The sequence below is a fragment of the Streptomyces sp. CLV115 genome (genome assembly GCF_038448545.1).
Lineage (GTDB): Bacteria > Actinomycetota > Actinomycetes > Streptomycetales > Streptomycetaceae > Streptomyces > Streptomyces sanglieri.
In genome coordinates, this window is record NZ_JBCEWQ010000004.1 from 66,170 (window position 1) to 88,000 (window position 21,831).

18 protein-coding genes are annotated in these 21,831 nt (G+C 70.7%); 17 read left to right on the forward strand and 1 reads right to left on the reverse strand.

All coding sequences use genetic code 11. The features are described from left to right. Positions 1-138: 138 nt before the first annotated feature. On the reverse strand, positions 139-1,080 hold the full coding sequence (locus tag AADR41_RS02505) for a cation diffusion facilitator family transporter (protein ID WP_342279711.1): 942 nt from the start codon (positions 1,078-1,080) through the stop codon (positions 139-141). Positions 1,081-1,518: 438 nt separating this feature from the next. On the opposite strand from AADR41_RS02505, the gene AADR41_RS02510 reads away from it, so the two are divergent. The 17 genes from AADR41_RS02510 to AADR41_RS02590 all read left to right on the forward strand — a co-directional run bounded on the left by AADR41_RS02510 (position 1,519) and on the right by AADR41_RS02590 (position 21,751). Beyond that, on the forward strand, positions 1,519-3,288 hold the full coding sequence (locus AADR41_RS02510; RefSeq protein ID WP_342279763.1) for a DUF5941 domain-containing protein: 1,770 nt from the start codon (positions 1,519-1,521) through the stop codon (positions 3,286-3,288). Further along, positions 3,285-4,037 (forward strand): phosphocholine cytidylyltransferase family protein, encoded by a 753-nt coding sequence (locus tag AADR41_RS02515; protein ID WP_342279712.1) that lies wholly within the window; start codon positions 3,285-3,287, stop codon positions 4,035-4,037. The genes AADR41_RS02510 and AADR41_RS02515 overlap by 4 nt, the downstream gene beginning before the upstream one ends. Further along, the gene (locus AADR41_RS02520; protein ID WP_342279713.1) at positions 4,025-5,086 is read left to right on the forward strand and encodes an iron-containing alcohol dehydrogenase family protein; all 1,062 of its coding nucleotides are present in this window, start codon (positions 4,025-4,027) and stop codon (positions 5,084-5,086) included. The genes AADR41_RS02515 and AADR41_RS02520 overlap by 13 nt, the downstream gene beginning before the upstream one ends. Further along, positions 5,064-5,843: a CDP-alcohol phosphatidyltransferase family protein gene (locus AADR41_RS02525; protein ID WP_124720638.1), complete on the forward strand. Its 780-nt coding sequence runs from the start codon at positions 5,064-5,066 to the stop codon at positions 5,841-5,843. The genes AADR41_RS02520 and AADR41_RS02525 overlap by 23 nt, the downstream gene beginning before the upstream one ends. A gap of 8 nt (positions 5,844-5,851) precedes the next feature. Beyond that, positions 5,852-6,724 (forward strand): glycosyltransferase family 2 protein, encoded by an 873-nt coding sequence (locus AADR41_RS02530; protein WP_342279764.1) that lies wholly within the window; start codon positions 5,852-5,854, stop codon positions 6,722-6,724. Positions 6,725-6,831: 107 nt separating this feature from the next. Beyond that, complete coding sequence (locus tag AADR41_RS02535; protein WP_342279714.1) at positions 6,832-7,761, forward strand: ABC transporter permease; 930 nt, start codon at positions 6,832-6,834, stop codon at positions 7,759-7,761. Continuing rightward, complete coding sequence (locus tag AADR41_RS02540) at positions 7,754-8,539, forward strand: ABC transporter ATP-binding protein (RefSeq protein WP_266727932.1); 786 nt, start codon at positions 7,754-7,756, stop codon at positions 8,537-8,539. The genes AADR41_RS02535 and AADR41_RS02540 overlap by 8 nt, the downstream gene beginning before the upstream one ends. Before the next feature lie 447 nt (positions 8,540-8,986). After that, positions 8,987-9,907 carry a squalene synthase HpnC gene (gene hpnC / locus AADR41_RS02545; RefSeq protein WP_342279715.1) on the forward strand — a complete coding sequence of 307 codons (921 nt, stop codon included), beginning with the start codon at positions 8,987-8,989 and terminating at the stop codon, positions 9,905-9,907. A gap of 29 nt (positions 9,908-9,936) precedes the next feature. Then, on the forward strand, positions 9,937-10,857 hold the full coding sequence (hpnD, locus tag AADR41_RS02550; RefSeq protein ID WP_342279716.1) for a presqualene diphosphate synthase HpnD: 921 nt from the start codon (positions 9,937-9,939) through the stop codon (positions 10,855-10,857). A 118-nt stretch (positions 10,858-10,975) separates the two neighbouring features. Next, positions 10,976-12,364: a hydroxysqualene dehydroxylase HpnE gene (gene hpnE / locus AADR41_RS02555; protein ID WP_342279717.1), complete on the forward strand. Its 1,389-nt coding sequence runs from the start codon at positions 10,976-10,978 to the stop codon at positions 12,362-12,364. Next, on the forward strand, positions 12,361-13,464 hold the full coding sequence (locus AADR41_RS02560) for a polyprenyl synthetase family protein (protein WP_342279718.1): 1,104 nt from the start codon (positions 12,361-12,363) through the stop codon (positions 13,462-13,464). The genes hpnE and AADR41_RS02560 overlap by 4 nt, the downstream gene beginning before the upstream one ends. 109 nt (positions 13,465-13,573) lie before the next feature. Next, positions 13,574-15,574 carry a squalene--hopene cyclase gene (shc, locus tag AADR41_RS02565; RefSeq protein WP_342279719.1) on the forward strand — a complete coding sequence of 667 codons (2,001 nt, stop codon included), beginning with the start codon at positions 13,574-13,576 and terminating at the stop codon, positions 15,572-15,574. Beyond that, positions 15,574-16,233 (forward strand): phosphorylase family protein, encoded by a 660-nt coding sequence (locus tag AADR41_RS02570; protein WP_342279720.1) that lies wholly within the window; start codon positions 15,574-15,576, stop codon positions 16,231-16,233. Before shc ends, AADR41_RS02570 begins: the two co-directional genes overlap by 1 nt. A 5-nt stretch (positions 16,234-16,238) precedes the next feature. Beyond that, positions 16,239-17,258, forward strand: coding sequence for an adenosyl-hopene transferase HpnH (gene hpnH, locus AADR41_RS02575; RefSeq protein ID WP_342279721.1), 1,020 nt, complete (start codon positions 16,239-16,241; stop codon positions 17,256-17,258). A gap of 4 nt (positions 17,259-17,262) precedes the next feature. Next, positions 17,263-18,429 carry a flavodoxin-dependent (E)-4-hydroxy-3-methylbut-2-enyl-diphosphate synthase gene (gene ispG / locus AADR41_RS02580; RefSeq protein WP_342279722.1) on the forward strand — a complete coding sequence of 389 codons (1,167 nt, stop codon included), beginning with the start codon at positions 17,263-17,265 and terminating at the stop codon, positions 18,427-18,429. Between the two features lie 26 nt (positions 18,430-18,455). After that, positions 18,456-20,357, forward strand: coding sequence for a 1-deoxy-D-xylulose-5-phosphate synthase (gene dxs, locus AADR41_RS02585; RefSeq protein ID WP_342279723.1), 1,902 nt, complete (start codon positions 18,456-18,458; stop codon positions 20,355-20,357). Then, complete coding sequence (locus AADR41_RS02590) at positions 20,354-21,751, forward strand: aspartate aminotransferase family protein (protein WP_342279724.1); 1,398 nt, start codon at positions 20,354-20,356, stop codon at positions 21,749-21,751. Before dxs ends, AADR41_RS02590 begins: the two co-directional genes overlap by 4 nt. Positions 21,752-21,831: the final 80 nt, after the last annotated feature.

A 21,831-nucleotide genomic window follows, 5' to 3' on the forward strand; every position in this document is an offset into this window, starting at 1 on the left:
ATGAGGAGGGACCGGATGCTGCGCCGGGCGGGCGCCGTCGCGACGGTCATCAACCTCAGCTCCTCTCTCGCACATGGGGAGGCCGAACGCCTCTGCGAATACCCTACATGGCCCGGCGGACCGGGGCCGGGGGGCCGGTCAGTGGCAGAGCCTGGCCTCGTGCTCGGCATGACCGCTCGGCTCCAGCTGGAAGGTGCAGTGCTCCACGTCGAAGTGGACACCGAGGCAGCCCTGCAGCTCATGGAGGAGCTTCTCGTGGCCGATCGAGTCGAGCATGTCCTGGCGCACCACCACATGGGCGGACAGCACCGGCATCCCCGAGGTGATCGTCCAGGCGTGCAGGTCGTGCACGTCCAGTACCCCGGGCAGCGCGGTGATGTGGGCCCGCACCTCTCCCATGTCGACCCCCTTGGGCGCCGACTCCAGCAGCACGTTGAGCGTCTCCCTGAGCAGCTTCACGGTACGGGGGACGATCATCAGGCCGATGACCAGCGAGGCGATCGGGTCGGCGGCCTGCCAGCCGGTGGCCAGGATGATCCCCGCCGAGACCAGCACCGCGAACGAGCCGAGCGTGTCGGCGAGCACCTCCAGATAGGCGCCGCGCACATTGAGGCTGTCCTTCTGCCCGCGCATCAGCAGCGACAGCGAGACCATGTTGGCGACCATGCCGACCAGGGCGAACACGATCGTCAGTCCGCCCCGGGTCTCGGCCGGGGTGATGAAGCGCTCGACGGCCTCGAAGAGCAGGAAGCCGCCCACCCCGAGCAGCAGCAGACAGTTGGCCAGAGCGGCGAGGATCTCGGCGCGGGCGTAGCCGAAGGTGCGGTTGACCCCGGCCGGCCGGTTGGCGAAGTGGATCGCCAGCAGCGCCATGCCCAGGCCGAGGGCGTCGGTCGCCATGTGGGCCGCGTCGGCGATCAGCGCGAGCGAGTCGGCGAGCACCCCGCCGACGATCTCGACGACCATCACGGTGAGTGTGATGCCGAGCGCGATCCGCAGCCGCCCCCGGTACGCGGCGGCTGCCGTGCCGGTGGGCGGCGGCCCGCCGTGTGTGTGCCCGTGGTCGTGCCCTGCCCCCATGGGGAACGCCTCCCGGTCGTTGCTCGGTCCCGGACGCGGTCGGCCCGGGCAGTGCCAGTGAACTACGGGTGGGGGGTATCCGGCAACACGGCACTGAACACCGTTGTCATATGCTCTGACCTGCGTAAATGCCCGCAGGTCAGCGGGGTGGCGCGAGGAGCCCGGCCGGGGCCGCACTCTCGCGTTTTGTCAGGCGAGGCGGCGATCGACGATGATGATCGCGGACGGCGTCGCATGATGCCGGTCCGCCCCGAACAGAGCGCAAACGGTCAGTGAACTCGCGCTTCCGTTCATCCGATAGCCTCTGCCGACGTGCCGCCGGCCCGCATCCGGGCCGCACTGTCGCGCGCCGACCCCGTCAGCACCAAGGAGTGAGTTCGTCTGTCGACCGCCATCCTCACCGGTGCACCGGTACCCGGGTCGTCGCTCACGGACGACCTGCGGTCGCTGGGCTTCGACGTCCAGGTCGCCGCCGATGTGACCGAGGCCGCACGGCTGCTCTCGGCCGTCCCCGCCGACCGCCGCGTCGCACTGGTCGACCCCCGTTTCGTCGGCCATGTCCACGCCCTGCGGCTCGGACTGACCGACCCCCGCTTCCCCGCCGCCACCGTGCCCGGAGCGCTCACCGCGCAGCCGGAGGCCCGACCCGCGCTCGTCCGGGCCCTGGACACCACGGCCGAGGCCGTCGGCGCCGGCGTCCCCACGGGCGCGCCCGCCGTACCGGTCACCGACCGCACCGTGCCGGGCCGCCTCGCCGTCACCATGGACGCCGGGGGCACCCCCGTGCAGCGCCCCGAGCTGGGCTCGCTGGTCGCCGCCGTGCCGACGGACGCACCCGCGCGCGCCGAGGCGGAGAGCGCCCGCGCCTCGGTCGACGACGAGGCGGTGCGGCTGCGCAGCGCGGTGAAGGCCCACGACGGCTTCTTCACCACGTTCTTCATCAGCCCCTACTCCCGCTACATCGCCCGCTGGTGCGCCCGCCGCGGCCTCACGCCGAACCAGGTCACCACCGCGTCCCTGCTGACCGCGCTGATCGCGGCCGGCAGCGCGGCGACCGGCACCCGCGGCGGCTACGTCGCGGCCGGTCTGCTGCTGCTGTTCTCGTTCGTCCTGGACTGCACCGACGGGCAGCTCGCCCGCTACTCCCTGCAGTACTCGACGATGGGCGCCTGGCTGGACGCGACCTTCGACCGGGCCAAGGAGTACGCCTACTACGCGGGCCTCGCGCTCGGTGCCGCCCGCGGTGGCGACGACGTATGGGCACTCGCCCTCGGCGCGATGGTGCTCCAGGCCTGCCGGCACGTCATCGACTTCTCGTTCAACGAGGCCAACCACGACGCGGTGGCCAATTCCAGCCCCACGGCGGCACTCTCCGACCGGCTCGACAGCGTCGGCTGGACCGTCTGGGTGCGCCGGATGATCGTGCTGCCGATCGGTGAGCGCTGGGCGATGATCGCGGTACTGACCGCGGTGACCACCCCCCGGATCGTCTTCTACGCCCTGCTCATCGGCTGCGCCTTCGCGGCCTGCTACACCACCGCCGGCCGGCTGCTGCGCTCGCTGACCCGCAAGGCGGAGCGCACCGACCGGGCCGCCCTGGCACTGGCCGAGCTGGCCGACTCCGGACCGGTCGCCCAGTTCGTCGCGGCCCACGGCCCCCGGATCCCGGGCGCCTGGAGCGCCCCGGTGATCGCACTCGTCGGCGCCGGAGCGCTGATCGCCGCCGCCCTGCAGCAGCCCTTCGGCAGCAAGCAGATGATCTTCGCCGCGGTCTTCTACGCCATCTGCTCCGGCGTGGCGGTGGCCCGCCCGCTCAAGGGCGCGCTCGACTGGCTCGTGCCCCCGATATTCAGGGCGGCCGAGTACTGCACGGTCCTGATCCTCGCGGCCCGCAGCGATGTCCCGGGAGCCCTTCCCGCGGCCTTCGGGCTGGTCTCGGCAGTCGCCTACCATCACTACGACACGGTGTACCGCATTCGCGGCGGCACCGGCGCGCCGCCCCAGTGGCTGGTACGCACGATCGGTGGGCACGAGGGCCGCACCCTGGTGGTGGCCGTACTCGCCGCCGTATTCACTCAGCATTCGGCTTTCACCGTGGCACTCACCACCCTCGCGGTGGCGGTGGCACTGGTGGTGCTCGTGGAGTCCATCCGCTTCTGGGTGTCCTCCGGAGCACCCGCCGTTCACGACGAAGGAGAACCCGCATGATCGGCCTCGTACTGGCAGCCGGTGCTGGACGGCGTCTGCGCCCCTACACCGACACGCTTCCGAAGGCGCTCGTGCCCGTGGGTCCTGAGCAGGACGGTGCCGCGAAGACGGTGCTGGACCTCACGCTGGCCAACTTCGCGGAGATAGGCATCACCGAGGTCGCCGTCGTCGTCGGCTACCGCAAGGAGGCCGTGTACGACCGCAAGGCAGAGTTCGAGGCCAAGTACGGCGTGACGCTCACCCTGATCGACAACGACAAGGCCGAGGAGTGGAACAACGCCTACTCCCTGTGGTGCGCCCGCGAGGTCCTCAAGCGCGGTGTCATCCTGGCCAACGGCGACACCGTCCACCCGGTCTCCGTCGAGAAGACCCTGCTCGCCGCCCGCGGCGACGGGCGGCAGATCATTCTCGCCCTCGACACGGTGAAGCACCTCGCCGACGAGGAGATGAAGGTCGTCACCGAGGACGGCAAGGGTGTGCGGCGCATCACCAAGCTCATGGACCCGGCCACCGCGACCGGTGAGTACATCGGCGTCACCCTCATCGAGCCCGAGGCCGCCGAGGAGCTCGCGGACGCGCTGAAGGCGACCTTCGAGCGCGACCCCGACCTCTACTACGAGGACGGCTACCAGGAGCTCGTGAACCGCGGCTTCACCATCGACGTGGCCCCCATCGGCGAAGTCACGTGGGTGGAGATCGACAACCACGACGACCTCGCGAAGGGCCGTGAGATCGCGTGCCAGTACTGACCCGGCTCATCCCGTCCCCGGTCGTCGTCGACATCCGTCGCGGCGCCCTGGACGATCTGGCCGGCCTCCTCGCCGACCAGCGGATCTCCGCCTCCGGCAAGCTCGCCGTCGCGATCAGCGACGGCTCGGGGCGTGCCCTGCGCGAGCGGCTGACGCCCGCGCTGCCCGGAGCCCACTGGTACCCCGTGGCCGACGGCACCCTCGACTCGGCGGTCAAGCTGGCCGACGACATCAAGGGCAACCGGTACGACGCCGTGGTCGGCCTCGGCGGCGGCAAGATCGTCGACGTGGCGAAGTACGCCGCGGCGCGGGTCGGGCTGCCCATGGTCGCGGTGGCGACGAACCTCGCCCACGACGGCCTCTGCTCGCCGGTCGCGACGCTCGACAACGACAACGGCCGGGGCTCCTACGGAGTACCCACCCCGATCGCCGTGGTCATCGACCTCGACATCGTCCGCCAGGCACCGGCCCGCTTCGTGCGCTCCGGCATCGGCGACGCGGTCTCCAACATCTCCTGCGTGGCCGACTGGGAGCTCGCCCACGAGGTCGACGGCGAGGAGATCGACGGACTCGCGGCGGCCATGGCCCGGCAGGCGGGCGAGGCCGTGCTGCGCCACCCCGGCGGGATCGGCGACGACGGCTTCCTCAAGGTGCTGGCCGAGGGCCTGGTGCTCACCGGTATCTCGATGTCCGTCGCCGGGGACTCCCGGCCGGCCTCCGGCGCCTGCCACGAGATCAACCACGCCTTCGACCTGCTGTACCCCAGGCGCGCCGCCAGTCACGGTGAGCAGGTCGGCCTCGGCGCCTGCTTCGCCATGCATCTGCGCGGCGCCCGCGAGGAGTCGCTGCAGATGGTGGCCACCCTGCGCCGCCACGGACTGCCGGTCGTGCCCGAAGAGATCGGTTTCACCGCCGACGAGTTCGTCCAGGCCGTCGACTACGCCCCGCAGACCCGTCCGGGGCGCTTCACGATCCTGGAACACCTCAACCTGTCCACCGACCAGATCAGGGACGCGTACGCCGACTATGCAAAAGCCATCCATAGCTGAACTCCGTCCGGTCGTGCACCCGCCGGGTGTGAAGGACCGGCGCAGCGGTGAGCACTGGGCGGGTCGGCTCTACATGCGCGAGATCTCGCTGCGCATCGACCGGCACCTGGTGAACACCAGGGTCACGCCCAACCAGCTGACCTACGTGATGACGGTCGCGGGCGTGCTCGCCGCACCGGCCCTGCTCGTCCCCGGCATCCCCGGCGCGCTCCTCGGAGTGCTCGCCGTCCAGCTCTACCTGCTGCTCGACTGCGTCGACGGCGAGGTGGCCCGCTGGAAGAAGCAGTTCTCGCTGGGCGGGGTCTACCTGGACCGGGTCGGCGCGTACCTCTGCGACGCGGCCGTGCTGGTCGGCTTCGGCCTGCGCGCCGCCGACCTGTGGGGCAGCGGACGGATCGACTGGCTCTGGGCCTTCCTCGGTACGCTCGCGGCCCTCGGCGCCATCCTGATCAAGGCCGAGACCGACCTCGTGGGTGTCGCGCGCCACCAGGGCGGACTGCCGCCGGTCAAGGAGGCCGCCTCGGAGCCGCGCTCGTCCGGCATGGCGTTCGCCCGGCGTGCCGCCGGCGCGCTCAAGTTCCACCGGCTCATCCTCGGGGTCGAGGCGTCCCTGGTCATCCTGGTGGCGGCCGTCCTCGACGCGGTCCGTGACGACCTGTTCTTCAGCCGTCTCATGGTCGCGGTGCTGGCCGGCATCGCGCTCCTCCAGACGCTCCTGCACCTCGTGTCGATCCTGGCGTCGAGCAGGCTGAAGTGAGCACTCCCATGAAACTCGGCGCGGTCGTCATCACGATGGGCAACCGCCCCGACGAGCTCCGCGCTCTCCTCGATTCGGTCGCCGGGCAGGACGGCGACCGGATCGAGGTGGTGGTCGTCGGCAACGGCGCCCCCGTGCCGGACGTTCCCGCGGGGGTGCGGACCGTCGAGCTGCCCGAGAACCTGGGCATCCCCGGCGGCCGCAACGTCGGGATCGAGGCCTTCGGCCCGTCCGGCGCCGACGTGGACGCCCTGCTCTTCCTCGACGACGACGGACTGCTGCCGCTCAGCGACACCGCCGAGCTCTGCCGGCAGGCCTTCGCGGCCGATCCCGGGCTGGGCATCATCAGCTTCCGCATCGCCGACCCGGACACCGGGGCCACCCAGCGCCGCCACGTGCCCCGGCTGCGTGCCGCCGACCCGATGCGCTCCTCACGTGTGACGACCTTCCTGGGCGGCGCCAACGCCGTACGGACCAAGGTCATCGCCGAGGTCGGTCCGCTGCCCGGCCGGTTCTTCTACGCGCACGAGGAGACCGATCTCGCCTGGCGGGCGCTGGACGCCGGCTGGATGATCGACTACCGCGCGGACATGGTCCTCAACCACCCGACGACCGCCCCCTCGCGGCACGCGGTGTACCACCGGATGGTGGCCCGCAACCGGGTCTGGCTGGCCCGTCGCAATCTGCCCGCGCCGCTGGTCCCCGTCTACCTCGGGGTGTGGCTGCTGCTGACCCTGGTCCGCAGGCCCTCGGGCCCGGCGCTGAAGGCCTGGCTCGGCGGCTTCCGGGAAGGCTGGGCCACGCCCTGCGGCACCCGCCGCCCGATGAAATGGCGCACGGTCTGGCGGCTGACCAGACTGGGCCGCCCTCCCGTGATCTGAGAGGCTCACCTCTGAGAGCATGGGACGTACGTTTTCTTCACGGGACCTGTCCGCTCCGAGCCGCGCCCGCGACTGGCTGCGCATCCTGAATACGAGAGTTTCATCTGGTGAGTGACACAACCCACGATGGTGCGGTCGCATTGAGCACCCCACCATCCGCCGACGACGGCCTGACCTCGGCCGCGCTGGCCGCCAAGTACGGCCTGACGGTGAGCGGCGCCCGGCCAGGGCTCTTCGAGTACATCCGGCAGCTCTGGGGTCGGCGCCACTTCATCCTGGCGTTCTCCAGGGCGAAGCTGACCGCCCAGTACAGCCAGGCGAAGCTGGGCCAGCTCTGGCAGGTGGCCACACCGCTGCTGAACGCCCTGGTCTACTACTTGATCTTCGGGCTGATCCTGGGGACCAGGAAGGGAATGACCCAGGAGGTCTTCATCCCGTTCCTGGTGACCGGCGTCTTCGTCTTCACCTTCACCCAGAGTTCGGTGATGGCGGGCGTGCGGGCCATTTCCGGCAATCTGGGACTGGTCCGGGCACTGCACTTCCCGCGCGCCTCGCTGCCGGTCTCGTTCTCGCTCCAGCAGCTCCAGCAGCTGCTGTTCTCGATGATCGTGCTCGCGGCCGTGGCGATCGCCTTCGGCAGCTACCCGAGCCTCTCCTGGCTGCTGATCGTCCCGGCGCTGGTCATGCAGTTCGTCTTCAACACCGGTCTGGCGCTGATCATGGCCAGGCTGGGCAGCAAGACCCCCGACCTCGCGCAGCTGATGCCGTTCGTCATGCGGACCTGGATGTACGCGTCGGGCGTCATGTTCTCCATCCCGGTGATGCTGAAGGACAAGCCGGACTGGATCGCCAACGTTCTGCAGTACAACCCGGCGGCCATCTACATGGACCTGGTCCGCTTCGCGCTGATCGACGGCTACGGCTCGGGCAACCTGCCGTCACACGTCTGGATCGTGGCGCTTGCCTGGGCGGTCCTGATCGGCCTGGTGGGCTTCGTGTACTTCTGGAAGGCAGAGGAACGGTACGGCCGTGGCTGACGACAAGACTCCGGGGCGCGTCCCCACCGTCATCGCCGACGACGTGCACATCGTGTACCGCGTCAACGGCGCCGGCGGCGGCAAGGGCAGCGCGACCGCGGCACTGAGCCGGATCATGCGGCGCGGCAAGGGCGAATCGCGCGGGGTGCGCAAGGTGCACGCCGTCCGCGGCGTCTCCTTCACCGCCTACCGGGGCGAGGCGATCGGCCTCATCGGCACCAACGGCTCCGGCAAGTCGACCCTGCTGCGGGCCATCGCCGGCCTGCTGCCGACCGAGCACGGCAAGGTCTACACCGACGGGCAGCCCTCACTGCTCGGGGTGAACGCGGCGCTGATGAGCGATCTGACCGGTGAGCGCAACGTGGTGCTCGGCGGTCTCGCGATGGGCATGTCGCGCGAGGAGATCCGTGAGCGCTACCAGGGCATCGTCGACTTCTCCGGCATCAACGAGAAGGGCGACTTCATCACCCTGCCGATGCGTACGTACTCCTCCGGCATGGCCGCACGCCTGCGATTCTCCATCGCGGCGGCCAAGAACCATGACGTCCTCATGATCGACGAGGCGCTGGCGACCGGTGACCGCAAGTTCCAGATCCGCTCCGAGAAGCGCATCAGGGAGCTCCGCAAGGAGGCCGGCACCGTCTTCCTGGTCAGTCACAGCAACAAGTCCATCAGGGACACCTGCGACCGGGTGCTGTGGCTGGAGAAGGGCGAGCTGCTGATGGACGGTCCGACGGACGAGGTGCTCAAGGCGTACGAGCGCGAGACCGGAAAGTAGCGGTTCGTCCGGTCCCGCGACACCGGGGCGGCCTCCACCGGAACGTTCCGGCGGGGGCCGTCCCGGTGTCCGGACCGCGGACCGCCGCCGGCGCTCTCCACGCCCGGCGGTATGCCGCGGTCAGGATCTCGTCCCGTCGGATGACGTCAATCCCCTTGGATGCGGGGAAGGTTGGCGGGGCGGCACGGGACACCACGACGCGCCCGACACCCCGCCGTATGGATGAGCGTTGTACAACGTAAGCTGTACCGGTGCTGATTCGAGGCAAGTGGGGCGATAGTGCCTGGCCGTACGGCCCGTAGGCAGCGCTCCGCACTCGGCAGAGCGGGCGGCGTGTCCGGAATGGGATGTTTTGGGTCAGCAGTGTAGAACGGGAGATGTGACGGCAATGACGGAAGATCTCCAGCTCCGAGGTGCTCACGCCGTCCCAGCGCCGGGCGGTCCGTGGTGACCCGTACCCGGCAGGCGCACCCCGACGGCGCCGTACCCAGCACCCTCGACAAGGCGGCGGACGAGAATTTCCCCGTAGCCCCGTTCTTCCTTCCCCGCGCCTGGCGCGACGACCTGATGGCCGTCTACGGCTACGCGCGTCTGGTCGACGACATCGGCGACGGCGATCTCGCCCCCGGTGGCGGCGACGCCCGCCACCTCGGCGTCGATCCCGCGCGGGCCGATGACCGGCTCGCCGTGCTCGACGCCTTCGAGGCCGACCTGCGCCGGGTCTTCGACACCTCGGGCGACGGACCCCGCCACCCCCTGCTGCGCGCCCTGCTCCCCACCGTGCGGCGCTGCGCGCTCACCCCGGAGCCCTTCCTCGGCCTCATCGAGGCGAACCGGCAGGACCAGAAGGTCCGCCGCTACGGGACCTACGAGGAACTCCTGGCCTACTGCGAGCTCTCCGCCAACCCGGTGGGCCGGCTGGTCCTGCAGATCACCGGCACCGCCGCCCCCGAACGCATCCGCCGCTCCGACGCCGTCTGCACCGCCCTGCAGATCGTCGAGCATCTCCAGGACGTCACCGAGGACCTCGGCCGCGACCGGATCTACCTGCCCGCCGAGGACATGGCCAGGTTCCATGTCACGGAGGCCGATCTGGCCGCCCCCTCGGGGGGCGCGTCGGTGCGTTCACTGGTCGCGTACGAGGCGGAACGCGCCCGCGAATTGCTGAATGAAGGCACCCCGCTGGTGGGTAGCGTCCACGGCAGGCTCAAGCTGCTTCTCGCCGGATTCGTGGGAGGGGGGCGCGCCGCCCTCACCGCGATCGCGGCCGCCGGGTTCGACGTACTGCCCGGACCGCCCAAGCCCACCAAGCCCAGCCTGCTGCGTGAGGCGGGAGTTGTCTTGCGAAGAGCGCGTAGAGAGGGGTGAGCCGGACCGTGGAGGGACAGACGACGTACATGTCGGCACCGGTACAGGCCGCATACAGTTACTGCGAGGCGGTCACCGGACAGCAGGCGCGTAACTTCGCGTACGGCATCAGGCTGCTGCCGGCCGAGAAGCGGCAGGCCATGTCGGCGCTGTACGCCTTCTCCCGTCGGGTCGACGACATCGGCGACGGCGAACTGGACGCGGACACCAAGCGGACCCGCCTGGAGGGCACCCGTACCGTCCTGGACCGGATCCGGGACGGAGCGGTCGACGAGGACGACACCGACCCGGTGGCCGTCGCGCTCGCCGACGCCGCGCGCAGATTCCCGCTCCCGCTCGGTGGGCTCGACGAGCTCATCGACGGCGTGCTGATGGACGTGCGCGGTGCGACGTACGAGACCTGGGACGACCTCAAGGTCTACTGCCGCTGTGTCGCGGGTGCCATCGGCCGCCTCAGCCTGGGTGTCTTCGGCACCGAGCCCGGTGCCCCGGGCGCCGACCGGGCCGCGGAGTACGCCGACACGCTCGGGCTCGCGCTCCAGCTGACCAACATCCTGCGCGACGTCCGGGAGGACGCCGGCAACGGACGTACGTATCTGCCCGCCGACGACCTCGCCAAGTTCGGCTGCTCGGCCGGCTTCCACCGGGCCACCCCGCCGCCCGGCGCCGACTTCGCGGGCCTCGTCCACTTCGAGGTGCGGCGCGCCCGCACGCTGTTCGCCGAGGGCTACCGGCTGCTGCCCATGCTGGACCGGCGCAGCGGCGCGTGTGTCGCGGCCATGGCGGGCATCTACCGGCGGCTGCTCGACCGGATCGAGCGCGACCCCGAGGCGGTGCTGCGCGGCCGGGTCTCGCTGCCGGGCCACGAGAAGGCGTACGTCGCGGTGCGCGGACTGTCGGGGCTCGACGCCCGGTACATCTCCCGGCGCACCACCCGGGGGCGTGTCTGATGCGCCGTGCGGAGTTCTCGCGCACCATGTGCAGCACGGAGAACCGATCGGCCCGGCGATCAACCCTCCGCGGCGCCGACGCGTCCCTGACTGAAGTGACCCGGCGGAAGGAGGACGCATGACGGACGGCACCCCGCGCTCCTCCCGCGCGGTCGTGATCGGTGGCGGCCTCGCCGGCATCACCTCGGCGCTGCGTCTCGCCGACGCCGGGCTTGACGTGACCCTGCTCGAAGGCCGGCCCCGGCTCGGCGGCCTCGCCTTCTCCTTCCGGCGCGGCGAACTGACGGTCGACAACGGACAGCATGTCTATCTGCGCTGCTGCACCGCCTACCGCTGGTTCCTCGACCGCGTCGACGGGACGCGTCTGGCGCCCCTGCAAAACCGTTTGGACGTGCCCGTTCTCGACGTCGGGCGCCCCTCGGGCCCCCGGCTCGGACGGCTGCGCCGCAACGCGCTGCCGGTGCCCTTCCACCTGGCCGCCGGACTGGCCGGCTACCCACACCTCTCGCTCGCCGAGCGGGCCGGTGTCGGCCGCGCCGCACTGGCGCTCGGCCGCCTCGACCCCGACGACCCCGCGCTCGACACCGTCGACTTCGGCAGCTGGCTCGCCCGGCACGGCCAGTCGCCGCGCACCATCGAGGCCCTGTGGGACCTGGTCGGCGTCGCCACGCTGAATGCCACCGCGCCGAACTCCTCGCTGGCCCTGGCCGCGAAGGTCTTCAAGACCGGACTCCTCTCCGAGCCCGGCGCCGCCGACATCGGCTGGGCGAGCGTGCCGCTCGGCGAGGTGCACGACACGCTGGCCCGCAAGGCCCTCGACTCCGCCGGGGTCCGCACCGAACTGCGCACCAAGGCCGCGGCCCTCACCCGTACGGAGGAGGGCCGCTGGACCGTGGACACCGGCGGCGAACGGATCGAGGCGGACACCGTCGTCCTCGCCGTACCCCAGCGCGAGACGCACGACCTGCTGCCCGAGGGCGCACTCGACGAACCCGGGCGGCTGCTCGACATCGGCACCTCGCCGATCCTCAACGTGCACGTCGTCTACGACCGCAAGGTGCTGCGCCGCCCGTTCTTCACCGCGCTCGGCTCCCCGGTCCAGTGGGTCTTCGACCGCACCGACGCCTCGGGCCTCACCGGCCCCGGGCAGTACCTCGCGGTGTCCCAGTCCGCCGCCGACGAGGAGATCGACCTTCCCGTCGCCGAACTGCGCCGCCGCTACCTGCCCGAGCTGGAGCGGCTCCTGCCCGCCGCACGCGGGGCCGGTATCAGGGACTTCTTCGTGACCAGGGAGCGCACGGCGACCTTCGCCCCCGCCCCCGGCGTCGGCCGGCTGCGGCCCGGTGCCCGCACCCGCGCCCCGGGCCTCTGCCTGGCCGGCGCATGGACGGCCACCGGCTGGCCCGCGACGATGGAGGGCGCCGTCCGCAGCGGGTTCAGCGCGGCCGACGCGGCCCTCCGGGCGCTCGGCCGTCCCCAAGAACATCCGCTGCAGGAGGCGGCATGAGCAGTACCACCGGAACAAGAGGAGAGTCAGTGACCCCGGCCAATCCGGCTTTCGACACCGTGGCCGACACCACGGACGTCACCGCGCTTCTGGAGCGCGGACGGGCCCTTTCCACGCCGGTGCTCCGGGCCGCCGTCGACCGGCTCGCACCGCCCATGAACACCGTCGCCGCCTACCACTTCGGCTGGATCGACGCCCAGGGACAGCCCGCCGACGGCGACGGTGGCAAGGCCGTCCGTCCGGCCCTCGCCCTGCTGTCCGCGGAGGCCGCCGGCGCCGCCGCCGAGGCCGGCGTCCCCGGCGCCGTGGCCGTCGAACTCGTGCACAACTTCTCGCTGCTGCACGACGACCTGATGGACGGCGACGAACAGCGCCGCCACCGCGACACCGTCTGGAAGGTGCACGGCCCCGCCCAGGCGATCCTCGTCGGCGACGCGCTCTTCGCCCTCGCCAACGAGGTCCTGCTGGAGCTCGGCACCGCGGAGGCGGGCCGGGCGACCCGCCGGCTGACCGCGGCCAGCCGCAAGCTCATCGACGGCCAGGCCCAGGACATCTCCTACGAGCACCGCGAGCGGGTCACCGTCGAGGAATGCCTGGAGATGGAGGGCAACAAGACCGGTGCCCTGCTCGCCTGCGCCTGCTCCATCGGCGCGGTCCTCGGCGGCGCCGACGACCGGACCGCCGACACCCTGGAGGCGTACGGCTACCACCTCGGTCTCGCCTTCCAGGCCGTCGACGACCTGCTCGGCATCTGGGGCGACCCCGAGTCCACCGGCAAGCAGACCTGGAGCGACCTGCGTCAGCGCAAGAAGTCCCTGCCGGTCGTCGCCGCGCTCGCCGCGGGCGGCCCGGCGTCGGAGCGCCTGGGCGAACTGCTCGCCGCCGACGCCAAGAGCAGCGATTTCGACAGCTTCTCCGAAGAGGAGTTCGCCGCGCGTGCGGCACTCATCGAGGAGGCGGGCGGCCGCGAGTGGACCGCCCAGGAGGCCCGTCGACAGCACGCGGTCGCCATCGAGGCGCTGCACCGCATCGACATGCCGCAGACCGTGCGGGCGCAGCTCACAGCGCTCGCGGACTTCGTCGTCGTACGAAAGAGATGATCACTATCTGCTCCATATGACTCGCAGGCGCCGGCCGGCGCCCTGGCGGGGCCCCCGGCCGACGGAGACCCCAGCACAGCAGAGGACCTGACTGCACGAAGGGGAAGCCATGACAGCGACGACCGACGGAAGCACCGGGGCCGTGAACCCCCGCGCAGCCTCGGCCAGTAAACCGACCGACACAACCATCGCCGCGGACGACGTGCTCGCCGCCGCGCGGCGGGCCGCGGAACGCTCGGTGGAGCACCTCCTCGGCAGACAGGACGAGCAGGGCTGGTGGAAGGGAGACCTCGCCACCAACGTCACGATGGACGCCGAGGACCTGCTGCTCCGTCAATTCCTCGGCATCCAGGACCCGGACACCGTCCGGGCGGCCGGCCGCTTCATCCGCGGCGAGCAGCTGGGCGACGGCACCTGGGCGACCTTCCACGGCGGCCCCGGTGAACTCTCCACCACCATCGAGGCGTATGTGGCCCTGCGGCTGGCCGGGGACCGGCCGGACGAACCGCACATGGCCCGCGCCTCCGGATGGATCCGGGAACAGGGCGGCATCGCGTCCGCCCGGGTCTTCACCCGGATCTGGCTGGCCCTGTTCGGCTGGTGGAAATGGGACGACCTGCCGGAACTCCCGCCCGAGCTGATGTTCTTTCCCAAATGGGCCCCGCTCAACATCTACGACTTCGGCTGCTGGGCCCGCCAGACCATTGTGCCGCTCACCATCGTCTCGGCGAAGCGGCCGGTACGCCCGGCCCCCTTCCCGCTCGACGAACTGCACACCGATCCGGACAACCCGAACCCGCCCAGGCGCCCCGCACCGGCCGCCAGCTGGGACGGCGTCTTCCAGCGCCTGGACAAGGCGCTGCACGTCTACCACCGGATCGCACCGCGCAAGCTGCGCCGGACCGCGATGAACGCCGCGGCCCGCTGGATCATCGAACGCCAGGAGAACGACGGCTGCTGGGGAGGGATCCAGCCCCCCGCGGTGTACTCCGTCATCGCCCTGCACCTGCTCGGCTACGACCTGAACCACCCGGTGATGCGTGCCGGCCTCGAATCGCTCGACCGGTTCGCCGTGTGGCGCGAGGACGGCGCCCGCATGATCGAGGCATGCCAGTCCCCGGTCTGGGACACCTGCCTCGCCACCATCGCGCTCGCCGACGCCGGGGTCAGCCCCGACCACCCGGCGCTCGTCCGGGCCGCGGACTGGATGCTCGGCGAGGAGATCGTCCGGCCCGGCGACTGGTCCGTACGCCGTCCCCGACTCAACCCGGGCGGCTGGGCCTTCGAATTCCACAACGACAACTACCCGGACATCGACGACACCGCCGAGGTGGTTCTCGCGCTGCGCCGGGTCCGTCACCCCGACCGGGCCCGCATCGAGGCCGCGATCAAGCGCGGCGTCCGCTGGAACATCGGCATGCAGTCCCGGAACGGGGCCTGGGGCGCCTTCGACGCGGACAACACCAGCGCCTTCCCCAACCGGCTGCCCTTCTGCGACTTCGGCGAGGTCATCGACCCGCCGTCCGCCGATGTCACCGGGCACGTGGTGGAGATGCTCGCCGTCGAGGGACGGGCCGGTCACCGGGTCACCCGGCGGGGCGTCGAATGGCTGCTCGCCGAACAGGAGGCGAGCGGCGCCTGGTTCGGCCGCTGGGGCGTCAACTACGTATACGGAACAGGCTCGGTGGTGCCCGCACTGGTGGCCGCCGGACTGCCCGCGACCCATCCGGCGATCCGCCGCGCGGTCGGCTGGCTGGAGTCCGTGCAGAACGACGACGGCGGCTGGGGCGAGGACCTGCGCTCCTACCGGGAGGAGAAATGGATCGGGCACGGCGCCTCGACCGCCTCCCAGACCGCCTGGGCGCTGCTCGCGCTGCTCGCCGCGGGAGCCCGGGACAGCACCGCCGTGCGGCGCGGGGTCGCCTGGCTCACCGCCACCCAGCAGGCCGACGGCTCCTGGGACGAGCCGTACTTCACCGGCACCGGATTCCCGTGGGACTTCTCCATCAACTACCACCTCTACCGTCAGGTGTTCCCGCTCACCGCACTCGGGCGGTACGTGTACGGCGAGCCGTTCGCCGACCGCACGGCCGTCCGCAAGGGGGCCTGATGGCCGACGGCCCGGGGCCGGCCGGCCCCGCCGCGCCGCTGCTGATCGCCTGCGCGCTCGGCATCGAGCAGTTCGCCCTGCGCAGCGGCCGGGGCAGGGCCGGCGAGGCTCCCGGCCCGGTGACCGTACTCCGTACGGGCATGGGCCCCAGGGCCGCCGAGACGGCCGTCGCACGGGTGCTCGGTACGGACCGGGCGCCCGGCACGGCGGTCCTGGCCTCCGGGTTCTGTGCCGGGCTGCTGCCCGGCATGCACCCCGGGGACCTGGTGGTCGCCGACGAGACCCGGGAGGCCGGGGACTCGACGGTCTGCACCGGCCCGGGCCTGCTCGCCGAGGCCCTGGCCAGGGCGGTGCCCGGCCGCACCGTCCACACCGGTCCGCTGACCGGCTCCGCCCATGTCGTACGCGGACACGAGCGGACCGGGCTGCGGGCCACCGGAGCCATCGCGGTGGACATGGAGTCCGCCGCCACTCTGCGCACCGCTCTGCGGTCCGGGCCCCGCCCGGTTGCCGCCGTACGGGTGGTCGTGGATGCTCCGGAGCATGAGCTCGTCCGCATCGGGACCGTCCGCGGTGGAATATCGGCTTTCCGAGTTCTCCGTGCCGTCCTGCCTGCTTTCTACGAATGGCACCGATCTTTGCTGCTCCCCAGGAGGTGAGCCAGATGGCCATGCCGATCCGTCAGTCCATCAAGGTTGCGACGTACCTCATTGAACAGAAGCTCCGTAGGCGGGAGAAATTCCCGCTGATCGTGGAGCTGGAGCCCTTGTATGCCTGCAATCTCGCGTGCGAGGGCTGCGGGAAGATCCAGCATCCGGCCGGCGTGCTCAAGCAGCGCATGCCGGTGGCCCAGGCCGTGGGCGCCGTCCTCGAATCGGGCGCCCCGATGGTCTCCATCGCGGGCGGCGAACCACTGATGCACCCGCAGATCGATGAAATCGTCCGGCAGCTGGTGGCCCGCAGGAAGTACGTCTTCCTGTGCACCAATGCGATGCTGCTCCGGAAGAAGATCGAGAAGTTCACGCCCTCCCCGTACTTCGCCTTCGCCGTGCACATCGACGGGCTGCGGGAACGGCACGACGAATCCGTCGCCAAGGAAGGCGTCTTCGACGAGGCCGTGGCGGCGATCAAGGAGGCCAAGCGGCGCGGATTCCGGGTCACCACGAACTCCACCTTCTTCAACACCGACACCCCCCAGACCATCATCGAGGTCCTCAACTACCTCAATGACGACCTGAAGGTCGACGAGATGATGATCTCGCCCGCCTACGCCTACGAGAAGGCACCCGACCAGGAGCACTTCCTGGGCGTCGAGCAGACCCGCGAACTGTTCAAGAAGACCTTCGCGGGCGGCAACCGGGGCCGCTGGCGGCTGAACCACTCACCGCTCTTCCTGGACTTCCTGGAAGGCAAGGCGGACTTCCCGTGCACGGCGTGGGCCATCCCGAACTACTCGCTGTTCGGCTGGCAGCGGCCCTGCTACCTGATGAGCGACGGCTACGTACCGACGTACCGTCAGCTCATCGAGGAGACCGACTGGGACAAGTACGGCCGGGGCAAGGACCCGCGCTGCGCCAACTGCATGGCGCACTGCGGCTACGAGCCCACCGCCGTGCTCGCCACCATGGGATCGCTGAAGGAATCCCTGCGCGCCGCGCGCGAGACGGTCTCCGGGAACCGGTGACGTCATGACCGCTGGAGAACCCGTCGTACTGGGTCTCCCCGGGCTGCCGGCCCGGCCGCTCGCGATGCGCCGCCCCTCGCGGCGCATCCAGGTCGGGTCGGTTGCGGTGGGCGGGGACGCGCCGGTGTCGGTGCAGTCGATGACCACGACGCGTACGTCGGACATCGGTGCGACGTTGCAGCAGATCGCGGAGCTGACGGCGTCGGGCTGTCAGATCGTGCGGGTGGCGTGTCCGACGCAGGACGATGCCGATGCGTTGGCGACGATCGCGAGGAAGTCGCAGATCCCGGTGATCGCGGATATTCATTTCCAGCCGAAGTATGTGTTCGCGGCGATCGATGCGGGCTGTGCGGCGGTGCGGGTGAATCCGGGGAACATCAAGCAGTTCGACGACAAGGTGAAGGAGATCGCGCGGGCGGCGGGGGATGCGGGGACGCCGATCCGGATCGGTGTGAACGCGGGTTCGCTGGACGCGCGGTTGCTGGCGAAGTACGGGAAGGCGACGCCGGAGGCGTTGGTGGAGTCGGCGTTGTGGGAGGCGTCGCTCTTCGAGGAGCACGGTTTCCGGGACATCAAGATCTCGGTGAAGCACAACGATCCGGTGGTGATGGTGAATGCGTACCGTCAGCTGGCGGCTCGTTGTGACTATCCGCTGCATCTGGGTGTGACGGAGGCGGGTCCGGCGTTCCAGGGGACGATCAAGTCGGCGGTGGCGTTCGGTGCGCTGTTGTCGGAGGGGATCGGGGACACGATCCGGGTGTCGTTGTCGGCGCCGCCGGCCGAGGAGGTCAAGGTCGGTATCCAGATCCTGGAGTCGCTGAATCTGAAGCAGCGGCGGCTGGAGATCGTGTCGTGTCCGTCGTGCGGTCGGGCGCAGGTGGATGTGTACAAGCTCGCGGACCAGGTCAGTGCCGGTCTGGAGGGCATGGAGGTGCCGTTGCGGGTGGCCGTGATGGGCTGTGTCGTCAACGGTCCGGGTGAGGCCCGTGAGGCCGATCTGGGTGTGGCGTCCGGCAACGGCAAGGGACAGATCTTCGTGAAGGGCGAGGTCATCAAGACGGTGCCCGAGTCGAAGATCGTCGAGACGCTGATCGAGGAAGCCCTCAAGATCGCCGAGGGCATCGACGGGCCGGGTACGCGGTCGGGGGCTCCCACCGTCACCGTGAGCTGAAACAGAACCAGAGAGGGGGCCCGAGCGTGACGATTCTGGAGAGCATCCGGGGGCCGCACGATCTCAAGGCGCTGAACGAAGCACAACTCGACGAACTCGCCCGCGACATCAGGCAGTTCCTCATTCAGGCGGTGGCCAGGACCGGCGGTCACCTGGGGCCCAACCTCGGAGTGGTGGAACTGTCCATCGCCCTGCACCGGGCATTCGACTCGCCCGTGGACCGCATCCTCTGGGACACCGGCCACCAGAGCTATGTGCACAAACTGCTCACCGGGCGGCAGGACTTCTCCAAGCTGCGGGGCAAGGGGGGCCTGTCCGGCTACCCCTCCCGCGAGGAGTCCGCGCACGACGTCATCGAGAACTCGCACGCCTCGACGGTGCTCGGCTGGGCCGACGGCCTCGCCAAGGCCCACCAGGTGCTGGAGCGGAGCGACCACGTCGTGGCCGTCATCGGTGACGGAGCCCTCACCGGCGGGATGGCCTGGGAGGCGCTGAACAACATCGCCGCCGCCAGGGACCGCCCGCTGATCATCGTGGTGAACGACAACGAGCGCTCCTACGGACCCACGATCGGCGGCCTCGCCGATCACCTCGCCACCCTCCGCACCACCGACGGCTACGAACGCTTCCTCGCCTGGGGCAAGGACGTGCTCCGGCAGACCCCCGTCATCGGACAGCCGCTGTACGAGTCGCTGCACGGCGCGAAGAAGGGGTTCAAGGACGCCTTCGCCCCGCAGGGCATGTTCGAGGACCTCGGGCTCAAGTACCTGGGGCCGATCGACGGCCACGACGTCGCCGCCGTCGAATCCGCCCTGCACCGGGCGAAACGCTTCCACGGTCCGGTGCTGGTGCACTGCCTCACCGAGAAGGGCCGCGGCTATCCGCCCGCACTCCTGGACGAGGCCGACCGGTTCCACACCGTCGGGGCGATGGACCCGCTGACCTGCGCCCCGCTCCTCCCGGCCGGCGGGCCCTCCTGGACGTCGGTGTTCGGCGACGAGATCGCCAGGATCGGCGCGGAGCGGCCCGACGTCGTGGCGATCACGGCGGCGATGCTGCACCCCGTCGGGCTGACGAAGTTCGCCGAGGCCTTCCCCGACCGGGTCTGGGACGTCGGCATCGCCGAGCAGCACGCCGCCGTGTCCGCGGCCGGACTGGCCACCGGCGGACTGCACCCGGTCGTCGCCGTCTACGCCACCTTCCTCAACCGGGCCTTCGACCAGCTGCTGATGGACGTCGCGCTGCACCGGTGCGGGGTGACCTTCGTCCTCGACCGGGCCGGGGTCACCGGACCCGACGGGCCCTCGCACAACGGCATGTGGGACATGTCCCTGCTCCAGGTCGTCCCCGGGCTGCGGATCGCCGCCCCGCGCGACGCCGACCAGCTCCGGTCCCAGCTCCGCGAGGCCGTCGACGTCGACGACGCACCCACCGTGATCCGGTTCCCCAAGGAGTCGGTGGGGGAGCCGGTCCCGGCCGTCGGCCGGATCGGCTCCATGGACGTGCTGCACCGGTCGCAGGACGCGGATGTGCTGCTCGTGGCCGTCGGCGTGCTCGCCCCGGTCTGTCTGAAGGCCGCCGATCTGCTGGCCGGTGCCAGGATCCGCTGCACCGTCGTCGACCCGCGTTGGGTCAAGCCGGTCGACGAGGCACTGCCGCCGCTGGCCGGACGGCACCGGCTGGTCGCCGTCGTCGAGGACAACAGCCGGGCCGGTGGCGTCGGCTCGGCGGTGGGGCAGGCGCTGCGGGACGCCGGGGTCGACGTGCCGCTGCGCACCTTCGGCATCCCCGAGCAGTTCCTCGCGCACGGCAAGCGTGCCGAGGTGCTGGCCGACATCGGGCTCACCCCGGTCGAGATCGCCGGCCGGATCAGTGCCGTACTGGCCGCCGACGAGGCGGCGACAAGGACCGAGGAGAGCGGGGCATGAAGGACGACGGGCCCAAGGGCTTCGACCTGGCGCGGCTCCTCGCGGAGCGCGGCGCCGAACGCTACGAGCTGCACACCAGGCACCTCAATCACCAGCTGCCCCGGATGCTCCGCACCATCGGCTTCGACAAGGTCTACGAACGGGCCGAGGGCGCGCACTTCTGGGACGCGGACGGCAACGACTACCTCGACATGCTCGCCGGGTTCGGCGTGATGGGCCTGGGCCGGCACCACCCCGTCGTACGCAAGGCGCTGCACGACGTACTGGACGCCTCGCTCGCCGACCTGACCCGCTTCGACTGCCAGCCGCTGCCGGGACTGCTGGCCGAGCGGCTGCTCGCGCACAGCCCGCACCTGGACCGGGTCTTCTTCGGCAACAGCGGCACCGAGGCGGTCGAGACGGCCCTGAAATTCGCCCGCTACGCCACCGGCCGGCCCAGGATCCTCTACTGCGCCCACGCCTTCCACGGGCTGACGACCGGCTCCCTCTCGGTCAACGGGGAGGACGGCTTCCGGGACGGCTTCGCGCCCCTGCTGCCGGACACCGCCATCGCGCTCGGCGATCTCGACGCCCTGCGGCGCGAGCTGAAGCGCGGCGACGTGGCGGCGCTGGTCGTCGAGCCGATCCAGGGCAAGGGCGTCCACGCCGCGCCCCCCGGCTTCCTGCGGGCCGCGCAGGAGCTGCTGCACAAGCACAAGGCCCTGCTCATCGCCGACGAGGTGCAGACCGGTCTGGGCCGCACCGGCGACTTCTACGCGTACCAGCACGAGGAGGGCGTGGAGCCCGATCTGGTCTGTGTCGCCAAGGCCCTCTCCGGCGGCTATGTGCCGGTCGGGGCGACCCTGGGCAAGGACTGGATCTTCCGCCGGGTCTACTCGTCGATGGACCGGGTCCTGGTGCACTCCGCGAGCTTCGGCTCCAACGCCCAGGCGATGGCGGCCGGGCTCGCGGTCCTCGCGGTGATGGAGGACGAGGAGACCGTCGCACATGCGCGACGCGTCGGTGATCTGCTGCGCGACCGGCTGACCGCGCTGGTCGACCGCTACGAGCTGCTGCACGAGGTACGCGGGCGCGGGCTGATGACCGGCATCGAGTTCGGCCGGCCGTCGTCCCTCAAGCTGCGCAGCCGCTGGACCATGCTCCAGGCGGCCCGCAAGGGGCTCTTCGCGCAGATGGTGGTGGTGCCGCTGCTCCAGAAGCACCGCATCCTCACCCAGGTCTCGGGCGACCATCTGGAAGTGATCAAGCTGATTCCGCCGCTGGTGATCGACGAGGCGGACGTCGACCGGTTCGTCACGGCGTTCACCGCGGTGATGGACGACGCTCACAGCGGCGGTGGACTGATGTGGGACTTCGGCAGGACACTGGTGAAACAGGCCGTCGCCAACCGCTGAGCGCGGGTGCGGGCCGGAGCCGGCCCGGAGTGCTTTTGCCTGAGAGGCAAGAAATTTGCCTCTCAGGCAGGATTTTGGCC

Coding starts and splice junctions, on each gene's coding strand:
- AADR41_RS02505 (WP_342279711.1), bottom strand. CDS start 1,080: ATGGGGGCAGGGCACGACCACGGGCACACACACGGCGGGCCGCCGCCC.
- AADR41_RS02515 (WP_342279712.1), top strand. CDS start 3,285: ATGATCGGCCTCGTACTGGCAGCCGGTGCTGGACGGCGTCTGCGCCCC.
- AADR41_RS02525 (WP_124720638.1), top strand. CDS start 5,064: ATGCAAAAGCCATCCATAGCTGAACTCCGTCCGGTCGTGCACCCGCCG.
- AADR41_RS02530 (WP_342279764.1), top strand. CDS start 5,852: ATGAAACTCGGCGCGGTCGTCATCACGATGGGCAACCGCCCCGACGAG.
- hpnD (WP_342279716.1), top strand. CDS start 9,937: ATGTCGGCACCGGTACAGGCCGCATACAGTTACTGCGAGGCGGTCACC.
- hpnE (WP_342279717.1), top strand. CDS start 10,976: ATGACGGACGGCACCCCGCGCTCCTCCCGCGCGGTCGTGATCGGTGGC.
- AADR41_RS02560 (WP_342279718.1), top strand. CDS start 12,361: ATGAGCAGTACCACCGGAACAAGAGGAGAGTCAGTGACCCCGGCCAAT.
- shc (WP_342279719.1), top strand. CDS start 13,574: ATGACAGCGACGACCGACGGAAGCACCGGGGCCGTGAACCCCCGCGCA.
- AADR41_RS02570 (WP_342279720.1), top strand. CDS start 15,574: ATGGCCGACGGCCCGGGGCCGGCCGGCCCCGCCGCGCCGCTGCTGATC.
- hpnH (WP_342279721.1), top strand. CDS start 16,239: ATGGCCATGCCGATCCGTCAGTCCATCAAGGTTGCGACGTACCTCATT.
- ispG (WP_342279722.1), top strand. CDS start 17,263: ATGACCGCTGGAGAACCCGTCGTACTGGGTCTCCCCGGGCTGCCGGCC.
- AADR41_RS02590 (WP_342279724.1), top strand. CDS start 20,354: ATGAAGGACGACGGGCCCAAGGGCTTCGACCTGGCGCGGCTCCTCGCG.